This window comes from Psychrobacillus sp. MER TA 171 (assembly GCF_023713305.1).
Lineage (GTDB): Bacteria > Bacillota > Bacilli > Bacillales_A > Planococcaceae > Psychrobacillus.
In genome coordinates, this window is the sequence record NZ_JAMAWN010000002.1 from 268,159 (window position 1) to 293,953 (window position 25,795).

General features: G+C 36.1%; 27 protein-coding genes. 9 read left to right on the forward strand and 18 right to left on the reverse strand.

The genetic code is table 11. The annotated features are described in order from the left end of the window. Positions 1-20: 20 nt before the first annotated feature. The 3 genes from coaD to M3627_RS03435 are packed head-to-tail and all read right to left on the reverse strand — an operon-like array spanning position 21 to position 2,509. Positions 21-509, reverse strand: coding sequence for a pantetheine-phosphate adenylyltransferase (gene coaD, locus M3627_RS03425; protein ID WP_169358964.1), 489 nt, complete (start codon positions 507-509; stop codon positions 21-23). Then, entirely contained in the window at positions 502-1,077 is a 576-nt protein-coding gene (rsmD, locus tag M3627_RS03430; RefSeq protein ID WP_169358963.1) for a 16S rRNA (guanine(966)-N(2))-methyltransferase RsmD, read from the reverse strand. Before rsmD ends, coaD begins: the two co-directional genes overlap by 8 nt. 16 nt (positions 1,078-1,093) lie before the next feature. Further along, entirely contained in the window at positions 1,094-2,509 is a 1,416-nt protein-coding gene (locus tag M3627_RS03435; protein ID WP_169358962.1) for a hypothetical protein, read from the reverse strand. 43 nt (positions 2,510-2,552) lie between these two features. Between M3627_RS03435 and M3627_RS03440 the strand changes: the two genes are divergently transcribed. Next, positions 2,553-2,948 (forward strand): DUF7147 family protein, encoded by a 396-nt coding sequence (locus tag M3627_RS03440; protein WP_340884320.1) that lies wholly within the window; start codon positions 2,553-2,555, stop codon positions 2,946-2,948. A gap of 4 nt (positions 2,949-2,952) precedes the next feature. On the opposite strand, the gene M3627_RS03445 is transcribed toward M3627_RS03440, so the two are convergent. Next, entirely contained in the window at positions 2,953-3,225 is a 273-nt protein-coding gene (locus tag M3627_RS03445; protein WP_169358960.1) for a YlbG family protein, read from the reverse strand. A 178-nt stretch (positions 3,226-3,403) separates the two neighbouring features. Here M3627_RS03445 and M3627_RS03450 point away from each other — a divergent pair, with 178 nt between their 5' ends. Beyond that, the gene (locus M3627_RS03450; RefSeq protein WP_169358959.1) at positions 3,404-4,306 is read left to right on the forward strand and encodes a glycerophosphodiester phosphodiesterase family protein; all 903 of its coding nucleotides are present in this window, start codon (positions 3,404-3,406) and stop codon (positions 4,304-4,306) included. A gap of 111 nt (positions 4,307-4,417) precedes the next feature. On the opposite strand, the gene M3627_RS03455 is transcribed toward M3627_RS03450, so the two are convergent. Then, on the reverse strand, positions 4,418-4,867 hold the full coding sequence (locus M3627_RS03455; RefSeq protein WP_169358958.1) for a YlbF/YmcA family competence regulator: 450 nt from the start codon (positions 4,865-4,867) through the stop codon (positions 4,418-4,420). Positions 4,868-4,951: 84 nt separating this feature from the next. On the opposite strand from M3627_RS03455, the gene M3627_RS03460 reads away from it, so the two are divergent. Then, positions 4,952-5,443, forward strand: a complete 492-nt coding sequence (locus M3627_RS03460; RefSeq protein ID WP_169358957.1) for a PaaI family thioesterase — start codon at positions 4,952-4,954, stop codon at positions 5,441-5,443. Here the strand turns inward: M3627_RS03460 and M3627_RS03465 are convergent. Then, on the reverse strand, positions 5,398-6,852 hold the full coding sequence (locus M3627_RS03465; protein WP_353056451.1) for a UDP-N-acetylmuramoyl-L-alanyl-D-glutamate--2,6-diaminopimelate ligase: 1,455 nt from the start codon (positions 6,850-6,852) through the stop codon (positions 5,398-5,400). The two genes, M3627_RS03460 and M3627_RS03465, sit on opposite strands and share 46 nt — an antisense overlap. A gap of 108 nt (positions 6,853-6,960) precedes the next feature. Here M3627_RS03465 and M3627_RS03470 point away from each other — a divergent pair, with 108 nt between their 5' ends. Further along, positions 6,961-7,692, forward strand: a complete 732-nt coding sequence (locus tag M3627_RS03470; RefSeq protein ID WP_277347072.1) for an amino acid kinase family protein — start codon at positions 6,961-6,963, stop codon at positions 7,690-7,692. Here M3627_RS03470 and M3627_RS03475 read toward each other — a convergent pair whose 3' ends face one another. Beyond that, positions 7,693-8,760 carry a CAP domain-containing protein gene (locus tag M3627_RS03475; RefSeq protein WP_169358955.1) on the reverse strand — a complete coding sequence of 356 codons (1,068 nt, stop codon included), beginning with the start codon at positions 8,758-8,760 and terminating at the stop codon, positions 7,693-7,695. It lies immediately after the preceding gene. A gap of 153 nt (positions 8,761-8,913) precedes the next feature. Between M3627_RS03475 and M3627_RS03480 the strand changes: the two genes are divergently transcribed. Further along, the gene (locus M3627_RS03480) at positions 8,914-9,279 is read left to right on the forward strand and encodes a YugN family protein (RefSeq protein ID WP_169358954.1); all 366 of its coding nucleotides are present in this window, start codon (positions 8,914-8,916) and stop codon (positions 9,277-9,279) included. A 104-nt stretch (positions 9,280-9,383) separates the two neighbouring features. After that, on the forward strand, positions 9,384-10,448 hold the full coding sequence (ytvI, locus tag M3627_RS03485) for a sporulation integral membrane protein YtvI (RefSeq protein ID WP_169358953.1): 1,065 nt from the start codon (positions 9,384-9,386) through the stop codon (positions 10,446-10,448). 161 nt (positions 10,449-10,609) lie between these two features. Here ytvI and M3627_RS03490 read toward each other — a convergent pair whose 3' ends face one another. The 7 genes from M3627_RS03490 to cyoE all read right to left on the reverse strand — a co-directional run bounded on the left by M3627_RS03490 (position 10,610) and on the right by cyoE (position 17,344). Continuing rightward, the gene (locus M3627_RS03490; protein WP_169358952.1) at positions 10,610-11,071 is read right to left on the reverse strand and encodes a DUF420 domain-containing protein; all 462 of its coding nucleotides are present in this window, start codon (positions 11,069-11,071) and stop codon (positions 10,610-10,612) included. A 24-nt stretch (positions 11,072-11,095) separates the two neighbouring features. Next, a complete protein-coding gene (ctaG, locus tag M3627_RS03495) occupies positions 11,096-12,007 on the reverse strand; it encodes a cytochrome c oxidase assembly factor CtaG (protein ID WP_251552951.1) in 912 nt (303 codons plus the stop codon). 371 nt (positions 12,008-12,378) lie between these two features. After that, the gene (gene ctaF, locus M3627_RS03500; RefSeq protein WP_169358950.1) at positions 12,379-12,714 is read right to left on the reverse strand and encodes a cytochrome c oxidase subunit IVB; all 336 of its coding nucleotides are present in this window, start codon (positions 12,712-12,714) and stop codon (positions 12,379-12,381) included. Next, the gene (locus M3627_RS03505) at positions 12,714-13,340 is read right to left on the reverse strand and encodes a cytochrome c oxidase subunit 3 (protein ID WP_169358949.1); all 627 of its coding nucleotides are present in this window, start codon (positions 13,338-13,340) and stop codon (positions 12,714-12,716) included. Before M3627_RS03505 ends, ctaF begins: the two co-directional genes overlap by 1 nt. A gap of 1 nt (position 13,341) precedes the next feature. Beyond that, positions 13,342-15,204: a cbb3-type cytochrome c oxidase subunit I gene (locus M3627_RS03510; protein ID WP_169358948.1), complete on the reverse strand. Its 1,863-nt coding sequence runs from the start codon at positions 15,202-15,204 to the stop codon at positions 13,342-13,344. A gap of 33 nt (positions 15,205-15,237) precedes the next feature. Beyond that, positions 15,238-16,323, reverse strand: coding sequence for a cytochrome c oxidase subunit II (gene coxB / locus M3627_RS03515; protein ID WP_169358947.1), 1,086 nt, complete (start codon positions 16,321-16,323; stop codon positions 15,238-15,240). 97 nt (positions 16,324-16,420) lie between these two features. Next, entirely contained in the window at positions 16,421-17,344 is a 924-nt protein-coding gene (cyoE, locus tag M3627_RS03520; protein WP_169358946.1) for a heme o synthase, read from the reverse strand. Positions 17,345-17,669: 325 nt separating this feature from the next. Here cyoE and M3627_RS03525 point away from each other — a divergent pair, with 325 nt between their 5' ends. Next, entirely contained in the window at positions 17,670-18,581 is a 912-nt protein-coding gene (locus M3627_RS03525) for a COX15/CtaA family protein (protein WP_205964009.1), read from the forward strand. Between the two features lie 311 nt (positions 18,582-18,892). Here the strand turns inward: M3627_RS03525 and pyc are convergent, their stop codons facing one another. The 3 genes from pyc to M3627_RS03540 form a co-directional block, all read right to left on the reverse strand. Further along, positions 18,893-22,330 carry a pyruvate carboxylase gene (gene pyc, locus M3627_RS03530; RefSeq protein ID WP_251552952.1) on the reverse strand — a complete coding sequence of 1,146 codons (3,438 nt, stop codon included), beginning with the start codon at positions 22,328-22,330 and terminating at the stop codon, positions 18,893-18,895. Between the two features lie 15 nt (positions 22,331-22,345). Continuing rightward, positions 22,346-23,512, reverse strand: a complete 1,167-nt coding sequence (locus tag M3627_RS03535; protein ID WP_251552953.1) for an FtsW/RodA/SpoVE family cell cycle protein — start codon at positions 23,510-23,512, stop codon at positions 22,346-22,348. Between the two features lie 63 nt (positions 23,513-23,575). Then, complete coding sequence (locus M3627_RS03540; protein ID WP_169358943.1) at positions 23,576-23,857, reverse strand: Fpa/YlaN family protein; 282 nt, start codon at positions 23,855-23,857, stop codon at positions 23,576-23,578. 178 nt (positions 23,858-24,035) lie between these two features. On the opposite strand from M3627_RS03540, the gene M3627_RS03545 reads away from it, so the two are divergent. Both M3627_RS03545 and M3627_RS03550 read left to right on the forward strand, forming a co-directional pair. Further along, a complete protein-coding gene (locus M3627_RS03545) occupies positions 24,036-24,533 on the forward strand; it encodes a peptidyl-prolyl cis-trans isomerase (protein WP_251552954.1) in 498 nt (165 codons plus the stop codon). 11 nt (positions 24,534-24,544) lie between these two features. Next, complete coding sequence (locus tag M3627_RS03550; protein ID WP_169358941.1) at positions 24,545-24,748, forward strand: YlaI family protein; 204 nt, start codon at positions 24,545-24,547, stop codon at positions 24,746-24,748. Between the two features lie 345 nt (positions 24,749-25,093). On the opposite strand, the gene lepB is transcribed toward M3627_RS03550, so the two are convergent. Further along, complete coding sequence (lepB, locus tag M3627_RS03555; protein ID WP_251552955.1) at positions 25,094-25,660, reverse strand: signal peptidase I; 567 nt, start codon at positions 25,658-25,660, stop codon at positions 25,094-25,096. Positions 25,661-25,795: the final 135 nt, after the last annotated feature.

Here is a 25,795-nt window from a genome sequence, read left to right on the forward strand (position 1 = left end):
TACCTTGCCCGAGGGCAAGGTTATGGTTGATGCTTATACTTTTCTTTAAGTGCTATTTCCACTTGTGGTGGTACTAGCTCTCCAATGTTGCCTCCGTACTTAGCAACTTCTTTTACTATACTAGAGCTTAAAAATGAATATTGATTTTTGGTCATGATAAAAAATGTTTCTATTTCATCATTCAAAACTCGATTCATAGAGGTGATTTGCATCTCATATTCAAAGTCAGAGACTGCTCTAAGACCTCTAATGATTGCACTTGCTCCTACGTTCTGAGCATAGTCCATAAGTAAACCTGAGAAGGTTTCTACCTTTACATTGGGCAAGTGGGCAGTTACTTCCTGAATAAGCTTTACTCGTTCTTCTACAGAAAATAGAGGATTTTTAGAGGAGTTATTTAAAACAACTACATAAACCTCTGAAAAAATAGAAGCTCCTCGAGTAATAATATCAAGATGTCCATAAGTGATTGGATCGAAACTTCCTGGAACAACTGCCATTTTACTCATGTGATTTCCCCTCTTCTTCTTGGTAACGATAAATGGAAATAACCGTCCCACCATAATTTTCTCTGCGTGAAAGCTGGAACTCTCCATAAGCATCCGGTAGATCCACCATCTTTTCATGCTCACAGACGATTGTTCCTGTTTCAGACATTAGACCCTTTTCCACTATCTCCCCAACCAGATTATAAAAAGGAGTTTTACTATAGGGAGGATCAACGAATAATAGCTCTATACTCAACGCTCTTTTTTCAAATGCCTTTACTGCACGAGATGCATCTATTTTGTATATCTCGCTTGCATCTTCTAAGCGACATTTTTTTAGATTTTCGTTAATGGTTTGAATCGCTTTATAATCTTTTTCAATAAAAATACATGTTTCTATACCTCTACTTAAAGACTCAATCCCTAGTCCACCACTGCCTGCAAATAAGTCCACAGCCGTTCCGCCATTAAAGTACGGCCCAATCATATTAAAAATAGACTCTTTCACCTTATCTGTAGTAGGTCTTGTATTAGTTCCTGGTACTGCCTTCAATGGTAATCCTTTTCTAGTTCCTGAAATAACTCTCATACTATTTCTCCCAGCATTAATTAGACGTTTCTTCTTGTAAATGAATTCGTCCGTCCTCTTTATCTATGTTCAACAAAAACAAACGAATCATCCACGTCTCTTCTATATAAAATTTTGAACCGATTTTTTCAAAGGGCTCGGACATGGCATCATATCTTTTTTGATTATAAACATAAAATGGTTCTTGAATAGGAAATCTAAATGCCCTAGTTTCATTTTGGACGTATAAACCTTTATCTGTGTCGTCATACGTATAGCCCAACACATCTAATAATGGTTCTGCTGCATACAAAACCTTTCCATCCTTAAATAGGACGTCGATGTCCTTTTGTATGCCATCGTTAATATATACAGGTCGTGAATCTTCAAACAACAATGGGAACTTGTCGTTTTGCAGATCATTCCATTCGAAAAATGAAGTTTTGGAATCCAGAAGAGATGACAATAGCTTATCCAACTTCTCCGCACTTAACTCCTTCTGATTTTCCAACAAGGACTTCCATTCGGACAATTGACTATTAGTCAAATAATTAGTTAAGGTCTCATACATCCATATTGACTTTTCAGCCCCCACAGGAGACTCCATTAGAAAGCTGCTTACTACTTCTGCTAGCAAAAGATTTTCGGTCGGTAAATTATAGCCATCCTGAATATTTTTAACAGCTATATCTCTCTGTATAGAAGGCAAGTCCTCATTTTCCAAAAATAAAATATTGGATGCGTTCACTTTGTACTTATTATCCTCAACTAAAATAGAAGAATGTCTAGTGTTAGGTAATTGTAATTCATCTAAAAGCTTTTGTAGACCAGCCGCTACCGGCTCCTTGGAATAGACCGAATAATGATCATTTTGGTATTGAATCGGTAAAGCTTCTTGTTGCCAATATAACTCTTGTACAGTACCTTCTCCAATAGAAAGTGAGTAGTCAATTAAGTCTAAAGAAGAGTTACCAATCTTAGGTAGTCCACTTACCCACATTCCGCCTCTTTTTAAAGAGTCTGTTATATGTAATGTTGTATAGGTTACATCACCATTTTCTAGCTTTAAGAGAAAATCAGAAAGAACGACTCCTTCTTTTAAGCCATTTGGCAAAGGAAAAGTATAGGATACACTTTGACTGGAGACTTCATCTTCAAGAAAGCTACTCAAGTCTTCTGCAAAACGTTTACAGCTGTTTCCAGCACCGTTTAAACAGCTCCTATTTTCACTAGCAATTGGCCATAAAATAGAGACTTTCTCCTTTGGTAAGTTAAAAAAGTGATGATTTACTTGTATACTATTTTCAAATAATTGGATATCTACTTCTTGCTCATATGAAAAGTCCTGTACTTCTTCATCTATATTGGAGGAGTACACCTCATATTGAAATAATAATAAAACGCAATTTGTTACTACTAAAAGCATAGATATAAAGCCTACAATAATTTTCATGGAATTGTCCTCCAACATAGTGGTAAGATGAATTGGAAAGGAAGTGTTTTCATTGATCCAACGTTTTATAGAACTTGGCGAAGGTTACGGAGATACATTTGAGCTATGTGAATTAGCACGTGTAAACAAGGAACGTATTTACAGAGCATTTATCTTCTCTTCACCCAAAAATGGGAAGGACTATATTTCTATAGCAATTGCTCTAAAACCCATAAATGATACCAAATTTTTCCCAATTTACATTTGCCGTGAGGGCATTCCCCAGTCACAGCCAGAATCCAAAAGACTAAGTACATTTAAAGAAACTTTAAACGAGTTACAGGTTGAACCAATACAAATATCTATTAAGCATTCCTCGACGTTTGCAGATACGCATTTATTTTATCAGTATATCATTGGAATCCTAAGATTAAACCATTATATACCACCATTCCAATAAAATGCTATAGACCGATTTTATAATCATACTCTTTAGCTTTATCTGGTTTACTATTTTCAAATTCTGTTTTTACAAACGGACGATAGGACTCTAATATTTCTTTTACAAAAGGAAGTTTATTCATCTTTTGTTTAGCCGCTTCTATCTGATCCTGATCACAATATAAAACGACATATTTCATTTTTTTAGAAATATAATGGACATGCCCGTATTTTCTTAAAGATTTAGCCTGCTTTAAATGATGCACATAGACAATTAGTCCTTGTCTTTCTGTCATACGCTTCCCCTCATTTCTTCCTTCAAGAATAACATATGGAGGATTTTGATAGCAACAACAACTAGCTGACAGCTAAATATCAATTGGCTATAATTAAAGAAATCGTCGCAAACATAAGTGAGTTAAGTTCTTATTATCTTGCTACAATTTGAATAAGTCCAAAAAGGGGGATTAAAATATGGGGAAAAAATCTAATGTAGCTCTTGCAATTGCTGCTGCTGCAGGTGCCGCTTGGGCTAGTACAAAAGCTTTATCAAAGCCTGATAGCCGCCCTTCAAAGGAAGCATTAAAGTATGAACATCCCATTATTCTTGCACATCGAGGAGGACTAGCCCTTGCTCCTGAAGGCTCCATGGCTGCTTTTGATAATGCTGCAAAATTAGGAGTCCATGGCTTTGAAATTGATTTGAGATTAACTAAAGACGAAGAAATCATTGTATTTCATGACGAAACATTAGAAAGAACAACAGATCTTACAGGCAAGGTTGCAGACTACACGTTGTCTGAGCTTAGAGATGCAGATATAGGGTATCATTTTAAAGATATAAAAGATGGCTTTTCTTATAGAGGCAAAGGTGAACGAGTGGTAACACTTGGTGAGTTAATCGATGCTTATCCACAAATGCTCATTAATATGGACATAAAGGACAACCCCGCAACTTATGAAGGTAGTCTGATGCCATCTAAGCTATGGAGATTGATAGAAGAAAAACAAGCCTTTGATCGGGTAGTTGTAACAAGCTTCTTTGATGAACAAATTGATCGGTTCAACCTCTACGCTCAAAACAGAGTTGCTTTAGGTGCCGGAGAAAAAGAAGTCAAAAAAGCATACACAGCTTACACTTCACAATTTAGACATTTATATCATCCCAAGGCGGACATTTTTCAGTTACCGCTAAGAGCCAAAATGGTTTCTCTAGACAGTCCTGGATTTATAAAATTTTTATCTACTTTAAATATCCCAGTACATTATTGGACCATCAATGATCCAGAGGTAATGAAAAAGCTTATTCAAAATGGAGCAAAAGGGATTATTACAGATAGACCTGACCTAGCAATTGATGTATTAAAGTTGAACTAGAATTTTATGAGTAAAAAAAGGATGTGCACAATTAATGTACACATCCTTCCTAATTTATTTGGTGCAGCTATCCATTTGTTTGATTAGCTGACTTTTAATTTTGTGATTTTCTTAAGCTGAGCAAGAGCACGACCCGCCGGTTCCACAGCCACTACCGCAGCTTGAACCGCTAGAAGCGAAAAATGGATTACTTACAGGTACTTTGACTCCTTCTGAGACTGTTTTACCAATAATCAAGCTTACCTCATCGAGGAGGTCCTGTAACTCGTTTTCAGCCACCTTAAGAGCTGCTATTTCATCTACCATATCAAGATTACGTTTAGTTACACGAATGTCTTTCATGACTCTTGAGTAATCTGGATGGTATTTTCCAAAGCGTTGAACCTCTTCATATTGGTCCTTCAGTCGGGTAAAGCTGTTGATTTCCCGCACTAGTTCAGGTTTTGTATATACAGCACGATGTGCATTTAAGTAAAGGTAAAATGGTTCAGAGGATAAAATCATTGTACATAATAGGTCTGAGTGATCCATTATATCCACCCATTCATCAGTCATAATCATAAATAAAACCTCCAATCCTGTTTATCATAACAGAAAACTGGAGACAATTGTTAAACTAATAACTTAAGTGTTAGGAGACTTTCTATGGAAAATTTACAAACTCTATTTGAACAAGTTACAAAAGAAGCCTCAGAAACGGAAAAAGGCTTACTGACAGACTTCCTTACCGGATTAAAAAAGAAACAAGAAGGACTTGCCCCTACATACCTAAATGCGACGTTTCAAATGGACACTCGTTTTGAGGACAACCAATGTATTGTAACACTTCCTGTTACCCCACTAATTCATAACAGCTTTGATATGCCTCATGGTGGTGTCATTGCAACTTTGGTCGATAATGCTATGGGATTTTTAGTGAACAAAGACCTTCATCCAGAAGGAAAAGGTGCCGTTACAACTAATATGACGATTAACTACATAAAAGCTTCATCCGAAAAGCAACTGATTGCTACATCTACGTACTTACATAAAGGAAGACAAACGCTAGTAATGGAATGCACGGTTACCCAACCGGATGGGAAAAAGATTGCTCATGCAACCGGATCATTTTTTGTTATTACACCTTCATCAAAATAAGACTGAACTACTTCAAGATCAGAAAAGGGTAAAACAACTTCTTTAATAATTTGTTCTTTTTCATGCCCTTTTCCCGCTATTAGAACGACGTCTCCTTCTTGAGCGGTAGCTAATGCCAAGCGAATTGCATTTCTTCGATTAGCTTCCACCATTACCTTGCTAGGGTCTATCCCTTGAATAATCTCTGCGATAATTGCTTCTGGTTCCTCATTTCGTGGGTTATCAGAAGTGATAATTGCCTTAGTAGCATATTTGGAAGCAACCTCTCCCATCCATTTTCTCTTTTGCTTATCACGATTTCCTCCACACCCAAAGACAACGAATATATTTTTCTTCGCATAAACTGTAATAGAAGACAAACAAGCTTCTAATGCATCAGGTGTATGTGCGTAGTCTATCAATACTTCAATCCCCTTATTATTCTGTACCCTTTGTAGCCTTCCAGCCGGTAAATTTACTGGATAGATCATCTCACATGGGAGGCCAAGCCCTAACATTGCACCAAGTGCAGCAGCTAAATTCATCCCATTATGATATCCACTATTCCTCATGATGACAGACGTCTCTTTTCCATTTACTTCATATTCATACTTAACTTCTTCATTTAAATATTTTTCATTACTAAAAATTACATCGTTACCTTTCTGATTTCCGAATCGAATTGTTGGTATATATGCTTTTTGTGCAACTGAACGACACCATTCATCATTATTATTAACTACTAGCTTTCTCGCTAATGGAATGAGTAGCTCCTTAGATTTTTTATATGGCACCATCCCGCCATGAAACTCTAGATGGTCTTTTCCAATATTTAAAAATACAGCTACGTCCATTGGATAACTTCCTAATCGGTTATCCAACAAGCCTTGAGAAGAGGCTTCTAATACGATGTATTCCACATCATGGTCATAACAATACCTCACTACCTGGATGAAATCATAAAAAGGTAGAGTGGTATTGTTTCTAAATTGTCTTTCCAATTTTTCACCATTCACATAGACCCCTAGAGTACCAATTACACATACTGACTTCTGTTGTTGCTTCAATAGCTGCCCAATAAAAGAAGCAACGGTAGTTTTGCCATTGGTACCTGTAATGCCTACTGTCTTTATTTTTTGTCCATATTTTTTATAGGTTAAATACGCAATCTTGTCTTTTAGCAAAAACATATCTGATGGAAGAACGATTTGTGGAACACTACAGTCTGGAATATAATGCTGAGTAATGACTAGATTAGCCCCTCTTTGGATTGCTTCTTCTACAAAGGTACGATTGTTGGATTCCCAGACAAATACATCTCCAAGCTGTATTTGTTTGGAATGATCTATAAAACGATGAACCGTTATACCATTTAAATCTCCAAATATCTTATATTCCAGACCCTCTAATAGCTCTTTTATTGGATAAATAGTAGCTCACTCCCTACACCATTCTTGTTAAATCGCATACAGTAAAATGAATTCCTTGTATTTTATGAACGGAGTGTTTGAAATGTCACGAAAAGAGTGGTTGAAAATATGATTGTGCAAAAATATGGAGGAATTGCGATGCAGGATACTTCGAATAGACAATTAGTCATCGAAAGAATCCAAAAAGCAATCACTGCCCATAAGAAAGTGTTAGTTGTTGTATCCGCCATGGGAAGAAGAGGTCAGCATTACTCTACCGATACATTGCTTGACCTTATACCAAGCTCGCCACACAGTGTAGAGACAGATTTACTTTCTGCATGTGGAGAGCTCATTAGTGCATCTGTACTAGTAGCAGAATTGAAACAAAACGGTGTTCAATCAACTATTTTGTATGGTAAAAATGCTGGGATTATTACTAACGAAGAATTTGGCAATGCAAATATAGATAATGTAGACACCACACAAATTTTAAAAACATTTGAGGACTACCCATGTATCGTAGTTCCTGGGTTTCAAGGAGTTACAGAAGGTAGTAACAATTTTACTACCCTTGGAAGAGGAGGAAGTGATTTAACGGCTGTCGTATATGGCTATTATTTAAAAGCAGATGTTGTAGAATTTTACAAGAATGTGCCAGGAGTGATGTCAGCAGATCCTTCTACTAATAGCGAAGTGGAGTTAATATCCCATATGACGTATGATGAGCTCCAACTTAAAATAAATGAACCTGTAGAAGTCATACAAAAAAGAGCAGCAAATTTTGCTGCCCTTCATAGTGTCCCACTTCATATTCGCTCTTTGTACGAAGAAACAAATGGTACTTTTGTTCATCTATAATCATTCTAGATTATCTTTTTTCTCAATAAAGTTTTGCGTATAGTAATTACTGTAAACTCCTACACCGGTATGAGTATATGACCTACCTAATAAAGTTTGTCGATGGTCTGGGGAATTCAACCAACCATTCACAGCTTCTCCAGCATCAAAATAAAAAGCTGCAGTATTACCACCAGCGCGATTAAAATCCAGTGATGCTTCTTTAAGCTTATCTTTAAACCTTGGTATCTCAAAGTTATCATTTGTAACAATATTATTCTTTGCCATCTCTTCACTGTGCATATCAGCCAAGTTCTGGAGGTTAACGTCTGATTCTAAAACACGTAACCCATGTCGAAGCCTTAAAATATTTGTTATCTCCACAACTTGGATAGCAGTAGCTCTATCCGCCTTTACTTGAAGATTGGAAGATGGTGTTTTAGATTCAATGACTTCCCCACTATATAAAATATCATACGGTTTATGCATGAGAAGAGTTTGTGAGTCACTAAATCTGACAGCCTCTAGCTGTTGATCCTTTTGATCAATATAGAGCATCGCGAACAAATCATCAAATTGAACCAGCAGTCTAGTTTTAATATCATTTTCGTTTAAGGAAAATATATATGTGTTGTCGCCAATATTCATCGTTACTTCGGATTGCACTAGTGTGAACCGGTAGATGTCTTCAAGAGACTGACCAATCTTGTAAGGGGAAGTATCAACATGATTTCCTATTGCAAATGCTTGTGTTACTTTGTCTTCTTTAACTCCTATTAACATATAGTCGGAGAAAGTCTTATTATATACCCACCATTCATATCCATAAATGGAAGGGTCTATTCTAGCAGGATTTCCATAAAGGGCCCTCACTTCCTTTACTGACTTACCTATTAAAGTGGAGATTCCCTCCTTCGGCCTTGTGAATATACTAACGGTTTCGACTACTTCTTCTCTTTCAACTGGAATTAGCTGGCCGTTATTATTTGAACCTGTTATTAAATCATTTTCTCGAACTGGTGAATCAAAATATATGAATATTAATAATATAATAGCCATGCCAACTAAAATATGAAATAAAGTTTTCAACTTTTTTGGCTCCTTCGAAGTTCCTTCATTTTCATTAGTATATCAAGGATATGTACAAATACACAATGTTGTCATTGCAACATTTTTGAATTTGAATTAATATTAATAAGAACAGATTCTTAGTATAACTTCAATGTGAAGGAGGACAATTCGATGTATTTTGAAAATACAGGTATAGAAGACAAAGTCTTAGACTTAAATGTATTAGACGACATAATGAAAAAACATGGTTTAATCCGCGCCGGACAATGGGATTATGAACGTGTGACTTACGATAAGAAATTCGAAATTAAAGAGGGTATATTCTACCTTCGTATATTCGGTTTTACAAAAGAAGGAGATGTTGGTGCACACGAAGCTAACATTACACTTTTAAAACCGGTTTTAGGAAAACACTATTATCCGCATGGTGTGGAATACGGTGAAGGTGAAGTATTCCCGAACCATTTAGTTAAATCTTGTGTAACTACTCTAACAGCTTTAAAAGCTGAATTAGATGAATTTGCTATCCAAGGTTAACTAATGAAACGTTAGAGAAAAATTTCTCTAACGTTTTTTTATCTGTTAAAACTGGTATTCCTTGTATATACTTAAAGGAACGATCTATAAAGGAGCAAAATAGAATGGTTTTCAAAGCGTTTAAAAAAGAAAACATTAAGTATATAATCCTATTTATTTTTATTCTGTTCATTTCTATTTTCATCCTACCAGTGTCAGTTCCGATTATTTTAGCGTTACTTACTGCGATAGTTATTGAACCAGTTGTAAAGTTTACTCAAAGGGTATTTAAATGGAAACGAAAACCTGCAGTTATTACCAACTTCATTTTTTTTCTAACCATCATTTCGGCCCTCTTATATTTCATTGTAACTAAGCTTATAAGCCAACTCCTTTATACTTCAAAAGTAATCCCTTATCATCTTAATAGTTTGACTGGGATATGGATAAATATTCAGAATAACGTCTTTCAGTATACCGAAGGACTACCTCTTGAAGTAGTACAGTCCATACAGGATAAGTTTAATGCTACCTTAACAAGTATGAAGGATGCGCTTCTAGATCTTTTAAGCTACTCAAATATTTCGGCCCTGCTAACTAATATTCCTGAGTTTCTTATAAACTTCATAGTTTTTATAATTGCTCTTTTTCTATTTATGTTAGACCTAGAAAACCTAAGCCAAAAATTCTTTTTCTTTCTGAAGGATGGGACTGCTGAAAAGGTACGCGTCATGACTTCTAGCGTAAAGAAAGTAACCATTGGCTTTATGAAGGCTCAAATATTAGCTAGCTTCATCATTTTAGGCGTTTCTTTAATAGGATTGTTATTTATTGTTCCATTTAAAATAGCCATCATAATGTCTCTAGTTATTTGGATCATAGATGTTATTCCTATTTTAGGTTCCATTGCAGTATTGGCTCCATGGGCAGGATATTTATTCCTTGTAGGTGATACTGTATTCGCCACAAAGCTTACGGTTCTTGCTATAATTTTACTTATAATTAGAAGAGCTGTAGAGCCTAAGTTAATGGGTAGTCAAATGGGTATATCCCCTTTAGCGATTCTTATCGCCATGTTTATAGGTGCTAAATTGTTTGGCTTCCTTGGGTTCCTAATCGGGCCACTTGTCGTCATATTATTTATAACCGCAAGAGAAGCGGGCATGATTCGATTAAATTTTAAATTATAATTTGATTACAAATATACAACACAAAAAAGGTGAAATTGCATGTCGCAATTTCACCTTTTTATGTTGCTGAGACTAATTTTACCCCAAGCCTTGTCATTCTATTTCTTATTGAAATTCCCTTGCTTAGAAATGAGTCTACTAACTACAAGGAATATAAGTTATTATCCACCGAGAATTGCTTTGAACACGGAGGTTGTGTCCCCACCTTTATAGAATATATAAAGCAATGAATACACTGCCACTCCTGTGATTGCGACAAAGAACCATATAACACTAGTAATAGGTCCAAGCTTACGGTGTTTCTTTATATTGTTCTTATATCCTAAATAAATTGTAACTAATCCAAATACTGCCCCAGTAGTGGCTAAAATAATATGGAATATTAAAAATACCGTATAGTAAATTTTAATATCATCCGGCCCACCAAAGGCTGTATTTCCTATAAATAATGTTCGAGACACATAAATTATGAAAAACGTAAGCGCTGAGATTGCGGCTGCAAACATTGTTTTTTTATGAGCTTCTATTTTTCTCTGCTTAACTAAAATCCAACCAACCGCAACAAGCACAGCACTTAAAACAATAAAAAATGTGCTGATTGTAGGTAATACTGGAACACTCATTCTCATTCTCCTCATATATAAAAATTATAGTTTAGCTTGTACCTTTAAGTCGTCTAATGCTTTTTGAGTTATTTGATCTGCATTATCCTGCTCATTTTTATACCATGCAAAGAAGATGGAGAATAAGAATGCAGCATATATAATTTCTTGAATAATTTTCATTACTATTCCGCCCAGCTGTTGATCCTCTAGTGGATCTAAGTTAGAGAACAACTCAGGACCAGATAGGTTTAGACCGGCTAATGTATCTGTAGGTACACATAACTCCATGTTCTTTAACCAAACATCAGAGTCTGTATATGTGTCATACATTGGACTATTTGAGAAAATGATTAGTGCACACGCTGGGGTGATTAATACTGCACTCGCAACGATAAAACCAATTTTCTTTAGGCCATGTAATTTTTTTTCCGACACCAGCACGTCCACAATGGACCACCACATAAAGACAGCCGTTAAAAATAGCATTAAAGTATAAGCCCCGTGAAGAACCTCGTTCATCTTAATAGCATCAAAAACCAAAGGAATATGATACAACGAGAAAGTCATAGTAAATAATACTAATGATAACAGCGGCTTTGTAAAGAAAGGAATGAGCTTTCTTAATACCGGTAACTCAAGAACCACTTTCCATACCCACCATGGAATCCCTTTCATAAGTAAGGGTGGTACTAGTAATAACAGAAGTGCCATCTGAACCATATGGAATGTAAACATGATATGTGCCATTAAATCCATAGGAGAGCCTTTTACAATATATAAAAGAACTAAACCAGAAATAAAATAAATTGCTTCTTTTCTTTTTAGTGGCTCGGAAACTTTAAAGTCATTTCTCCATTTGACAGTAATCAAGAAATATAAAATAGCTATACAAACTAATAATCCTAAAAGAATAGGACTCCATAAAGCTTGGAAGCCGAATATGCTAATAGACATACTTATACGCTCCTTTTTAAGTTGCTACCCCTATTATATAGGGCAGTTCAATTAACATCAAATGAACGAACTATGACAATTATTACTATTATAAAATTTGTGACAGACTGTCACACATTGATTTAGATATAAAGGCGATTATAATGAAATCAAATTTCATGAATCACTCTCTGCCGGTTAATTGCACGATCAGTTCTATTAATGATTCAGAGACAGGCGTCACCTCCATTGGTGCAGATAATATATCATAACGTGCACCTGGAAAGCATCCCAGAAGTTGAATTTAGTCCGTATTTTTATATTAAAACAGGAATTATGAAGTTATTTTATCTAAAAAAAAAGAGCTAAGAAAAATCTTAGCTCTTTTAGTATTACCACCAAACAATTGTTATGAAAGTTAGTAGGAATGTAAAACCAACCATTGCTGCAAAATAGATGAAATAAGCAGGAATGTTATGATTTTTTTCACTCATATGCATGAAGTAGTAAAGTTGTAACACTACTTGAACTGCAGCTAACAATAAAATGATTGGGATAATGTAGTATTTTGAGAAATCTGCTACTACTGCTGTAAATGAAATTAACGTCAAGAAAATCATGATAGAGAATGTCGTTACTTGTGTACGCATATTCTCTCTTCTTTTTCGCTTCAAATATTCAAATTCAGTTTGAGATCTAACGTAAACATGATTGTCATGTGAAGACATTAGTTCACCACTCCCATCAAGTATACTACTGTAAAGATGAATACCCACACAACGTCAATAAAGTGCCAGTATAAAGATGCAGTATAATATTTTGGTGCATTGTATAAGTTGAATCCACGTTTAGCATTACGTAGAAGTAATAAGATGATCCATCCTAAACCAATAACTACGTGAAGACCGTGAGTACCAACTAAAGTAAAGAAAGCTGTTGAGAAAGCACTTTGTCCATAGTGGAATCCTAAATGTACATAGTGATTGAACTCATAAATTTCTAATCCTAGGAAAACTAGACCTAACACTACAGTAATAGCCATCCAAGTTTGTGTACCGCGGAAATTATGGTTTTTCATATGGTACATAGCATAAACACTTGTTAACGATGAAGTTAACAGAATCATTGTCATGATAAAAACTAGAGGTAATTCAAATAACGTATTTGTACTGAATTCCATACCCTCTGGCCCTTTATTTTTAAGGGCTAAATAAGTAGCAAACAAACTAGAAAATAGTACAGTTTCACCGGCTAAGAACAACCAGAAACCTAAGAATTTATTCTTACCTTCCATTGTTGCTTGTTCTGGATGATCTGGCCAAGTTTGTGGGGTGTACTTTTTATTCACGTCCATCTTATTTACCCCCTTTGTCATTCATTAAATCTTCTTTATGAATGTGATATCCGTGGTCGTCTTTCAATGAACGAACAGCCATAGAAGCAACTGTAATTGCAAGTCCTAGTACTAATACTGGAACAGCCCAATCTTTTTCGCCATTGTAAAGTGCACCGAACGCTGCGATAAATAAACCTAATGTCATTACGAAAGGAATGAAAGAATTGTTAGGCATATGGATATCCGAAATTGGCTCTGCATATGTCATGCCTTCTTTGTTTCCTTCTTGTTTTTCAATCCAGAAAGTATCTAAACCACGAACTAGTGGAGTTTGTTTAAAGTTGTAGAATGGAATTGGTTGTGGAATAGCCCACTCCAATGTACGTCCATCTTCCCAAGGGTCATTTCCAACTTTTTCATTTTTAGCAATTGTCATAATGATATTAATTACAAGGATAATTACACCGATTGCCATAAATACGGCACCACCGGAACTGATTGCGTTGAATAAGTCCCAACCTTGATCTGCTCCAAAAGTGAATACACGACGTGGCATACCCATTAATCCTAAGAAATGTTGAACAAAGAATGTTAGATGGAAACCGATAAAGAAGAACCAGAAAGTCCACTTACCTAATTTTTCACTTAACATTTGGTTGAACATTAAAGGCCAATATAAATGTAATGCAGCTAAGATAGCTAGTACTACCCCACCAACGATTACATAATGGAAATGGGCAACGATAAAGTAAGAATCATGTACTTGGTAGTCAAGTGGAGCCGCGGCTTGCATGACACCAGTTACACCACCTGCTACGAATGAAGGGATAAATCCTAATGCGTAAAGCATCGGAACTGTAACTTTAATACTTCCTCCCCAAATTGTAAGCAGCCAGTTAAATATTTTCATACCAGTTGGTACAGCAATTGCCATTGTTGCAACTGCAAAAATTGCGTTAGCTGTTGGCCCTAATCCAACTGTAAACATGTGATGGGCCCAAACCATGAATCCTAAGAATCCAATCAATACTGTCGCAAATACCATGGATGAATATCCAAATAGACGTTTACGAGCAAATAATGAGAAGATTTCTGAGAAAATACCGAAAGCAGGTAAAATCAGAATATATACCTCAGGATGTCCAAATATCCAGAATAAATGCTCCCAGATAATTGTATTTCCTCCCATTTCATGGTTGAAGAATTGTCCTCCAAACATACGGTCGATGATAAGGAAGAAAAGACCGATTGTAAGTGGTGGGAATGCAAATAAAATTAATGCACTTGCCACAAATGTAGTCCAAGTGAACAATGGCATACGCATATAAGTCATACCAGGCGCACGCATATTAATAATTGTTACAAGGAAGTTAATCCCGGCAATATACGTACCAGCACCGGATATTTGTAGTCCGAGTGCATAGAAGTCAATACCGTGACCAGGGGATGCTAAGGACAGTGATGCATAAGAAGTCCAACCAGCATCAGGAGCTCCACCCATAAACCAAGAAAGGTTTAGGAAGATACCACCAAATAAGAATAACCAAAATCCAAGTGCGTTTAAGAACGGGAATGCTACGTCACGTGCACCGATTTGTAGTGGCACGACGGCATTCATATAACCAAATAATATCGGCATGGCTGCAAGGAAAATCATCGTTGTACCATGCATTGTTATAATTTCATTGAAAAGACCTGCACTTACAAAGTCGTTATCCGGTTTAGCCAATTGGATACGAATAAGCATTGCCTCGATACCACCGATTACGAAGAACAAACCACCGGCAGCGAGATACAGGACAGCAATCTTTTTATGGTCTACTGTTGTCAAATAGTCCCATAAAGTTGCGCCAAAGCCTTTTTTCTTAGCTATAGAACTCACAACTTTTTACCTCCCTCATTTTTATCTATGGAATTATTTTTCAATAGATAGTCCCATTAAGTATTCTGCAAGAGCATCTAATTGCTCGTCTGTAAATGGTTTACCGCCATTTAATTGTTCATCAGCAGGCATGATGTTACCTGGTTTATACTCTTGAGGATCACTGATCCATTTTTTTATATTTTCTTTATTGTGTTCCATGAAGCCTGCTACGCGGTTACGATCTCCAAATGTAGCTAAGCTTGGTCCCATTTGACCAGCCATACCTTCGCCACCAGTTGCGTGACATCCAATACAAGTAGCTGTTTGGAATAATTCTTCCCCTTGTTGAGCAAGATCCCCTTCTGCAGTATGTACAGTGGTTTTCATTGCTTCTGCCCACTCATTGAAATCTTCACGATTCATTGATTTTACTTTAAAGTCCATTAATGCATGGGATGGTCCACATAATTCAGCACATTTTCCGTAGAAAACTCCATCTTCTAATCCTGCAGATTCTTTATCGAATACAAGGTAGAATTTGTTTACGTTTTCAACGTTTGTATCTAATTTACCACCGATTGATGGAATCCAGAATGAGTGTTTTACATCAGCAGCCTTCAAATTGAAGAATACTTGCTCATCTGTAGGAACAACTAGTTCTTGTGCAGTTACTATTCCTAAGTCCGGATACTCAAATTCCCACCAGTATAACTTTGCAGTTACGTTTACTGTTAGGTTTGTTTTGTTTCCTTCTTCATCCACTTGATCCATAGCTGCAACATCTGCATGCTTATACGTGTAATAAACAGTTGGAATTGCAAGAATAACTAAAAGTATAATTGGAATAACTGTCCAAATAATTTCAAGTGTGTGACTTCCTTCAACCTGTTTAGGAATCACATCTTCTCCAACCTTTTTGCGACTATATCTCGTTAGAGCAATTACATAAATTATCACTACTACTATAATAACTAATGCCATAATAGCTGATGCTAGTAGTAATAGATTAAATTGATCTCTTCCGACTTCTCCCGCAGGTGATAGCGTTGATAAATATTCTTCGCCACAACCCGACAGAAAAATCGTAAGAGCTGCTAACAGTGAAAAAAGTCGCCATTTTTTAAGCCCTTTCATCATAGCTAAATCAAACCCCTCTTTCATTATTGTTTTCAAGTACATTTGGACTGTGGTTCTTTTATATGAATTCTTGTTGACTAAGAAAGAATCCCAAAAATTAAACAAACATAGAGAAGATAATCATTGATACAAATAGAATTGTCATGTAGTTCAATGAATAAACGAACATTTTAGTCGCCCATTTAATATCGTCTTCTACTTTAAATCCTTTAACAGCTAAAACTAGCCATCCAATGTTTAACGCTGTTGCAAGTACAACAAAAGCTGTTCCTAGTTCCATCAAAAATAGTGGAAGTGGGAATAGTAAAATCACCCACAGTAGCATAGAAACCTTTGTACGCTTGAAACCTTTGACTACAGGTAGCATTGGAATATTAGCTGCACGGTATTCTTCCACACGTTTCATAGCCAAAGCGTAGAAATGAGGTGGTTGCCAAGCAAACATAATGAAGAACAAGCCTAATGCTCCTAAACTTAAACCTGGCTCTACAGCCGCCCAGCCGATTACCGGTGGGATTGCACCAGAGATACTACCCACAATAGTATTACTGACATGCTTTCTTTTCGACCACATAGAGTACAAAACGACATAACTGATTATACCAGCTAATCCCCATATACCTGCGGAAGTAGATGCCATAAATAAGAAAGCCTCACCTACAACTAAAAACGTGAAAGAAGTAATGAGCACGGCTGTCGGGTTAAATCTACCTGTGACAGTTGGTCTACCCTTCTTACTCTTCATCACTGGGTCGATATCACGATCGATAAAATTGTTCATCGCAGCGGAACCTGCAATTATTAACGCGGAACCAAAAAGCGTGAAAAACAATAAATCTAGCTCGTGAAGAAAGTTTGTATTCGTAAACTGGAAAGCTAACCATAAACCTGTAAAAGTAGTAACTAAATTAGAATTGACAATTCCAATTTTAATCAATGAAAGGAAGTCTTTCAAAAAAGAAGAAGTTACCGGATCTCTGTCGGTTTTGGTCGTAGCGGTTATAGTATGACCATTTGACATGCTGCACCCTCCTTTCAAAGTTGTAAGCATATTCCGCTACCTTATACTATAGCGAAAACTATAACATATTTCTACACTGAAAAGAATTTTCGCATAATAGTACCTAGTAATTTATGTTTCTAAACTGAACATATCAATAGTAAATCATTTGCCCCCCTCATGTGTGAATACTAATTAACGATTTTATGAACAATTTGTGAATAGAGTTTGTCTTATTTAAGTGTTTCGTTGTTTTACATTGTATTTTTGCTCAGGTTTCGATATTATCTAGTAGCAGATACCGCTTTTATTAAGCGAGCAATATATACATAAAGTAGGTGACGTATTGCATATAAACAAATATTTAAAATGGCTAGCTGTAGCTTCAACAATTGGTATGCTCCTAATTCTTTTAGGTGGAGCACTTGTTACAAAGACTGACAGCGGCATGGGTTGTGGTAGACATTGGCCTGGCTGTAATGGACAGCTTATACCAGATGTAATTACCGCTGAAGTTTTAATTGAGTTTTCACATCGCCTAGTTACAGGGGCAGTTGGAATATTAATTGTAGCATTATCCGTATGGGCTTGGCGCGCATTGGGTCATGTTCGTGAGACTAAGTTCTTATCCTTTATGGCTTTCTTTTTCCTTGTGTTGCAAGCATTAATCGGAGCCGCTCAAGTTAAATGGGGACAGGGCGACTTTATCCTCGCACTTCATTTTGGAATTTCCCTAATTTCCTTTGCAGCAGTATTACTTTTGACACTTCTAATTTTCGAGGTAGACAGAAAATTTGATACTGATAAGATTAAAATCGGTAAGACACTGAGATTTCATACCATTGGCGTGGCCTTATATTCCTACATTGTTATATACACGGGGGCATTAGTTCGTCATACCGAGTCAAGTTTAATCTGTAATGACTGGCCACTATGTAACAATGATAGCTTTGCCTTACCAACCAATATGTATGAATGGGTTCAAATGGGGCACAGAGCAGCTGCCGGCCTAATCTTTATCTGGATTTTAATCATTGCTATTCATGTCATCAAGAACTATAAGGATCAACGTGCAATCTACTGGGGCTGGATTATTTCCCTCATACTTGTGTCCTGCCAGGTAGTTACAGGTATGGTTGTAGTATTAACTAAATTAAACCTTTATATCGCCTTACTTCATTCTTTATTTATTTCTCTTTTATTTGGTTTGTTATGTTATCTCATATTATTGTTATCGAGAAGTAAAACAAGCAACTAAATACAGAAGTAAAATAGACTTAGCAGTAAGATTCTTCTTTTCTTTTAAAAAAACGTAAGCAGACTAGTATCCTTCTAGCATGCTTACGTTTTTTTTCATTGGTCAACTCAATAAAGACATATATGGACTAAAGAATCCAATAGCTTACCAGCTTGCTTAATATCCTATAGAAGATTCGCTCGCATCTGGTAATCAACTTTATCTCCTTTTTAAAAGAAAAGACTGTAGGCAAAATCCATAAATCACGGTGTTTGCCTACAGTCTTAGATATCATATATTTTAACTCTGATACCTTTAAGCTATTTTACTTATTATTTTTCCATTTCAATTAATAAATCACCGGTTGCAATTGCTTCGCCTGCTCCTACATGGATAGCTTTTACAATGCCATCAAATGGAGCTTGGACGGTCGTCTCCATTTTCATTGCTTCTGTAATAATTAGATGCTGACCACGTCTTACTTCATCACCCGTGGCAACCTCTACTTTCAATACAGTTCCTGGCATAGTAGCACCAATGTGGCTTTCATTAGACGGTTCAGCTTTAAGCTTAGAAAAACTACTAACTTCCATGTTCATATCCTGGATAGTTATTTCCCGTGGCTGGCCGTTTAGCTCGAAATAGATAATTCTATTTCCTTCTTTGTCTGGTTTACTAATTGAAACTAGTTTAATGATCAAGGTTTTACCAACCTCTATTTCTACCTCAATCTCCTCACCCAGTCTCATTCCATACAAGAAAGTAGGCGTATCAAGAACCGAGACGTCACCGAAGTTTTTCTCAGTTGCACAGTACTCATCAAACACTTTTGGATATAAAGTATAAGCTAATATTTCCTGACTATTTACCGGACGCTCTAATTTGTTGAATAGAAGCTCTTTAACCGCATTAAAGTCTACTGGCTCTAATAGTTCACCTGGTCTCACTGTAATAGGTTCACGATCCTTTAAAACCACTTTTTGAAGCTCTTCAGGGAAACCACCATGAGGTTGTCCGATATATCCTTCAAAAAATTCGATAACAGAGTCTGGAAAGTCAATTTTCTTCCCTCTCGTAACAACGGATAGCTCATCTAGGTTATTTTGAACCATAAATAAAGCCATGTCTCCAACAATTTTAGACGAAGGGGTAACCTTTACGATGTCTCCAAATAAAAGATTCACTCGTGAATACATCGATTTTACTTCTTCCCATCTATCCCCTAGTCCTACAGCCTTCGCTTGCTGCTGAAGATTGCTATACTGACCTCCAGGCATCTCATGGACATATATTTCAGAATGCGGGCTAATCATGCCACTTTCAAAGTCTTGATAATATTTACGAACATCTTCCCAGTAGCTAGAAAGTTTTTCAAATGCTTCGACATTACCAATAACATTGCGACCAGATCCCTGCATGGCATAGCTTAAGCTACTAGCACTAGGTTGTGATGTTAATCCAGCCATAGTTCCCAATGCTGTATCAACAATATCTACTCCAGCATCAATTGCTTTAGCATAAGTATAAATACCATTTCCACTTGTATCATGTGTATGTAGATGGATTGGAATATCTACGCTTTCTTTTAATTCTGACACTAAACGATAGGCTGCTTCCGGTTTTAACAATCCTGCCATATCCTTAATCGCTAAAATATGAGCCCCTAAAGCCTCTAACTCTTTTGCCATGTCTTTATAGTATTGAACGGTATATTTGTCTCTAGAGTCATTTAAAATGTCTCCAGTGTAACAAATAGCTGCCTCTGCAATCTTACCGGATTGACGCGTAGCATCAATCGCTACTTCCATTCCTTTTATCCAGTTAAGGCTATCAAATATTCGGAATACGTCTACTCCTGCTTCAGCAGATTTTGCTATAAATTCACGAATCACATTATCAGGATAGTTTTTATAGCCTACTGCATTTGCTCCTCGGAATAGCATTTGAAATAAAGTGTTTGGGATCATTTCACGCATTTTGATCAAGCGGTCCCAAGGATTTTCCTTCAAGAAGCGATAAGCTACATCAAACGTTGCTCCTCCCCACATTTCATATGAGAAAAGATTATGCATACCATGTGCAGATTCTTTGGCAATATTAAACATATCGAAAGAGCGCACTCGAGTTGCAAGTAAAGACTGGTGGGCATCTCGGAATGTCGTATCTGTCAATAGAACATCCTTCTGCTCCTTTACCCACTGAATCAGACCATCAACGCCTCGCTGATCTAAAATATCTTTTGTCCCTGCTGGTGGGTTAGAGGATAAATCGAAAGTTGGCTTTCTAACCGAGCCGAACTCTGGTTTTATCTTTTTCTCTATACCTGGAAACCCATTAATCGTTACATTACCAATGTAATTTAATAGTTTAGTCCCTCTATCCTTTCTTTTAGGAAACAGGAATAATTCAGGTGTAGAATCTATAAAACTTGTATTAAATTTCCCTGACAGGAACGAAGGGTGTTTAACTACATTTTCTAGGAATGGTATGTTTGTTTTAATACCACGGATCCTGAATTCTTGTAAATTCCGATCCATTTTAGCTGCTGCTTCTTTAAATGACATTCCCCATGTGGAAACTTTTACTAGCAAAGAATCATAATATGGAGAAATAATAGCACCTTGGAAGCCATTACCTGCATCTAGACGGACCCCAAATCCTCCTCCTGAACGATAAACGGCTAATTTACCAGTATCTGGCATGAAATTATTCAAAGGATCCTCAGTAGTTACACGCGATTGAATTGCAAAACCAAATAACGGAATGTCAGCTTGGTCAGGTATACCCATTTCAGGAGCATTTAAAGGGATCCCATCTGCTATTTTTATTTGAGCATGAACAATATCTATTCCCGTGATCATTTCTGTAATCGTATGTTCTACCTGGATGCGTGGGTTTACTTCGATAAAATAATATTCATCATCCGTCACTAAAAATTCTACAGTTCCTGCATTTATATAACCTACATTATTCATCAACTTTACAGCTGCCTGACATATTTCATCTCTTAACTTAGGACTTAATGAATTGGAAGGAGCAATCTCTACAACCTTTTGATGCCTACGTTGAATAGAACAATCTCGCTCGTATAGATGGATTAGGTTTCCTTCTTTATCTCCTAAAATTTGAACCTCAATATGCTTTGGCTCATATACACACTTTTCTACGTAAACCTCATCAGAGCCAAAAGCCGCTTTTGCTTCTGATTTTGCTCTATCGTAAGCGCTCTCAAGATCTTCCTCAGTTTGTACTACTCTCATTCCACGACCACCACCACCAAGAGAAGCTTTAATCATTAGAGGGTAGCCATGCTTTTTACCAAAATCACGAATGGATTCCAAGTCTTCTAGTGGTCCATCACTTCCCGGTATAACAGGAATTCCAGCTTTTACAGCTTGTTCTCGTGCCTTTACCTTATCTCCAAACATATCTAAATGCTTAGATGTTGGACCAATAAAAATAATGCCTTCTTCTTCACATCTTTTTGCGAACTCTACGTTTTCTGATAGAAAACCGTAGCCTGGATGTATAGCATCGGCCTTACTTTCTTTTGCAATGCGAATAATATCTTCAATGTCTAGATAAGCATCGATCGGTTTTTTATCTTTACCCACCAAGTAAGACTCATCTGATTTAAAGCGGTGGAAGGAACCGCTATCTTCTTTTGAATAAATAGCTACGGTACGCAAATTTAACTCGGTACAAGCACGAAATATACGAATAGCAATCTCGCCTCTATTTGCTACTACTATTTTTTTAATATTATTCATCCCATTGCACACTCCTTATGATTTAGTCTTTTCAAGTTTAACAAACATTGACACATTCATCAGTATACCAATGGCAGCAGATAAGATAATGATGGAGGTCCCCCCGTAACTTATAAAAGGAAGTGGTACACCAGTAAGCGGGATTATTCCAAGCATACCGCCAAGGTTGACAAATGTTTGAAACCCTATGATGCTTGCGATTCCAGCAGCTATCATTCTAGCCTGAGGATCTCTAGTTTTTATACTAATCATTATCGCCTTAAACACTAGGAAGAACAAACCGCATAACACAATCAGAACACCTACCAAGCCTAACTCCTCAGCAATAATGGCCATGATAAAATCTGTATGTGGCTCTGGTAAATATCCATACTTTTGGTTAGAATTTCCCAAGCCCAGCCCTGTCAGCCCGCCTGATCCAATAGCAATATATCCATTTACTATTTGGTAGCCAAAGCCCTGTTCATAATCAAAAGGATTGAAAAATGCTTCAAGTCTACCTAACCTACGTTCTGTCAGAAGCGAATCTTTTAAGAAATATATAAAAGTTAAGGCAATAACTATTAGTATACCAATTAATCCCATTAGTTTGGAGTATGACTTAAATTTGATACCGCTTGCAGCAATAACAGATATGGCTACAAAACTTATAATCATTGTATTTCCAACATCAGTTTCAAGCATAATGAGAACAAATACGAAAAATAAAACTAACAAAGGAGGTCCTACAGACTCATTCAACTTATCCAAGGTTCCATTTTGATATTTTTTCGTAAAGATACTAGCAAAGTATAAGACTATTACAATTTTAGCAATTTCTGATGGCTGTACATTACCAAAACCTAAACTCAGCCAACTTTGGGATCCACTTTCTCCACCTACTCCAATAAAATGAACGAGAATGAGTAGGATAAACATTACTCCAAGCATCAACTGCATCATAAATCGACTCTTATAATGCTTGTACGGAAACAACGCAGCTAAAAAAAACACAGGCAAAGATAATAACAAATTAAGCTTTTGCTTGTTGAAGAAATAATCTGGGGTCCATCCATACCTTTCAACGGACCAAACCATGCTCGCACTATATATCATTACTAGACCGAATAAACAAAGAGCGATGTAAACAAAAAATACAGGATAGTCAAAGTTTTTAATAAAACGTTTTATATAAGCATTCATATGAAAGACCTCAATTTCTTTATAGAAAAAAACTCAAACAGTCTGCTTGTTTGAGTTTTAACATTATTTTTCTGTGTGAATCTCGTGTAAAACAGACAACTCTTTTTCAAGTGAAGCAATAATCTCTTTACCTTCACTTTTTTCTAAAAGTCCAAGTTTTACCGCGAAATCTATTTCACGAGATAATCCAAACATTTGCGTGTCTAAAACCTCTTCATAAAGAGGGCATTGAGGCATTGTTAAGTTATCCATTTGCACTTTTATCAATTGGGCAATTTTTTCAGCATCTTTTTTTAAGAGCACTAAAGCTTTATCTTGATAGGAAAGTTCTATATTAGTATCCATGAGGACGCCCCCATTATTATTATTTCTTGTTCTTTACCTCCCTAAAGTGTATCTTTTGATTGGAAAAATTGCAAGTGTTCTCTCGCTTAGGTTTAATCGAAAAGGAAATATTCTTTTTAAATTTCACCTTTTATCTGTATACTAATATAGATTAGACAGTTAAGAGGAGGCAATTTGCATGGAATTTATAATACCTATTACAGGAGCAGTTAAATTTAATATAACGTTGGATCCCACTGTGTGGATTTTTGATGATCGTAGAATTGACCTAGATGAGTTTTTTGAAGGTAAATATGAGTATAAAGATTTAGACGAGGAATACACAAAGGTCACTTCAGCTCATTGGTCTCGTGAGATTATAGAGGGATCTACAAATCCCCCTACATTAAAATCAGAAAAGAAATATGAAAAGACTAAAATGCTTTCTAACACTTATGGCATTGAGTTAACACCATTTATTCAAAATGCTGAACCATTAAAAGAGGCAAAGCACTTAATAATTGAAACAAGCGAAGGAAATCATACTATTTCCTTAGATGAAATGGATGATATTCTAGTTAAATTTAGTCACAAGGGCACGCCTCTTCGTGAAGATGGTCCCGTCCATATTATAAAAAAAGATGGAAGTAACCTGAATGATCCGATTAGATACGTAACTGCATTTCGATTAGAGTAGGAGTGTTGTATATGAAAGTGCAATGTGTGATATGTGATCGAATTGATGAAATTTCTTCTGATTTACCACTAGCAAAAAAATTAAGAAACCGACCTATTCACACTTATATGTGCGAAGAATGTCATGATCGAATCGAGTATAAAACGAAGGAACGCCTAGCTACTGGTAAGTATATCTCCTACAAAAGTTCTCGATTAATTGAAAATGAGTTTTAATTAATCAAGACTAGGACCATACTTATCTTCCAAATCAAAAAGACCTAAAATTTTTACTTACAGAAAATTTCTAGGTCTTTTTTTCTGCTTTTACTTATAAGAGAATAAAAACGAAGCTAGTACATAATTAGTTTCATTTTACGCAAAAAGAGAATTGCTTTGTGGAATTCTCTTTTTGCGTTTTATTTTGAAAGTGGCTATGTTAAAGGTAAAGGTTGATTTTAAATACACATAAAAATGAGCTAGGATATTTCCTCCTGGCTCATTTTACTTTGATACTGAGTTTTTACTAAAGCACTCGTTAGCTTAATAAATATTTCCTCATTTCACTTACAAACCACTTTATCATTTTATTATCTTTAAATTATCTAGGGGTAAAAATACTATTTTTGCGGTACCTAATATTTTTTCCTCTGAAACAAATCCAACACGAGGGTCCCTGCTATCTGTGCTATCACGGCGATTATCTCCTAGTACAAAAAAAGTACCATCTGGTACAGTTGTTTCACCTAATTTTTCCTCTAATGTAAAGTCTCCAGTAAGTGTATCATTGTCTAACAAAGCTTTTTTATATTCCTCTAAGTAGGGTTCTTCGTACCTCTCACCGTTAATAAAAAGTTCATCGTTTTCATAAGCAATGCGGTCACCAGGAATACCAATAATACGTTTGATGTAGTTAGTATCTTCTTTGGCTTCAAATACAATTACATCAAATCTTTGATAATCAATCAATTCTGGTCCGATTTTGTTCACTACTACTTTGTCACCATTTTCAAACGTTGGCATCATAGAGGCACCGTCAACCACAATAGGTTCAAATAGGAAAAATCGAATACCAAATGCAAATAAAAGTGCAATTCCTATTGTCTTTATCCATTCAAATAATTCATTTTTTTCTTTTGTTTTTCTCAACGTCATAACCCCTTTCTCTTTATAAACACTTACATTTAATAATACCTACTACTTAAACTAAACTACCTCATTAGTTTAAGTATAACATTTCACAAACTAAATCGCTTCACGAAAAAACAACCCTAGCCTTTAACA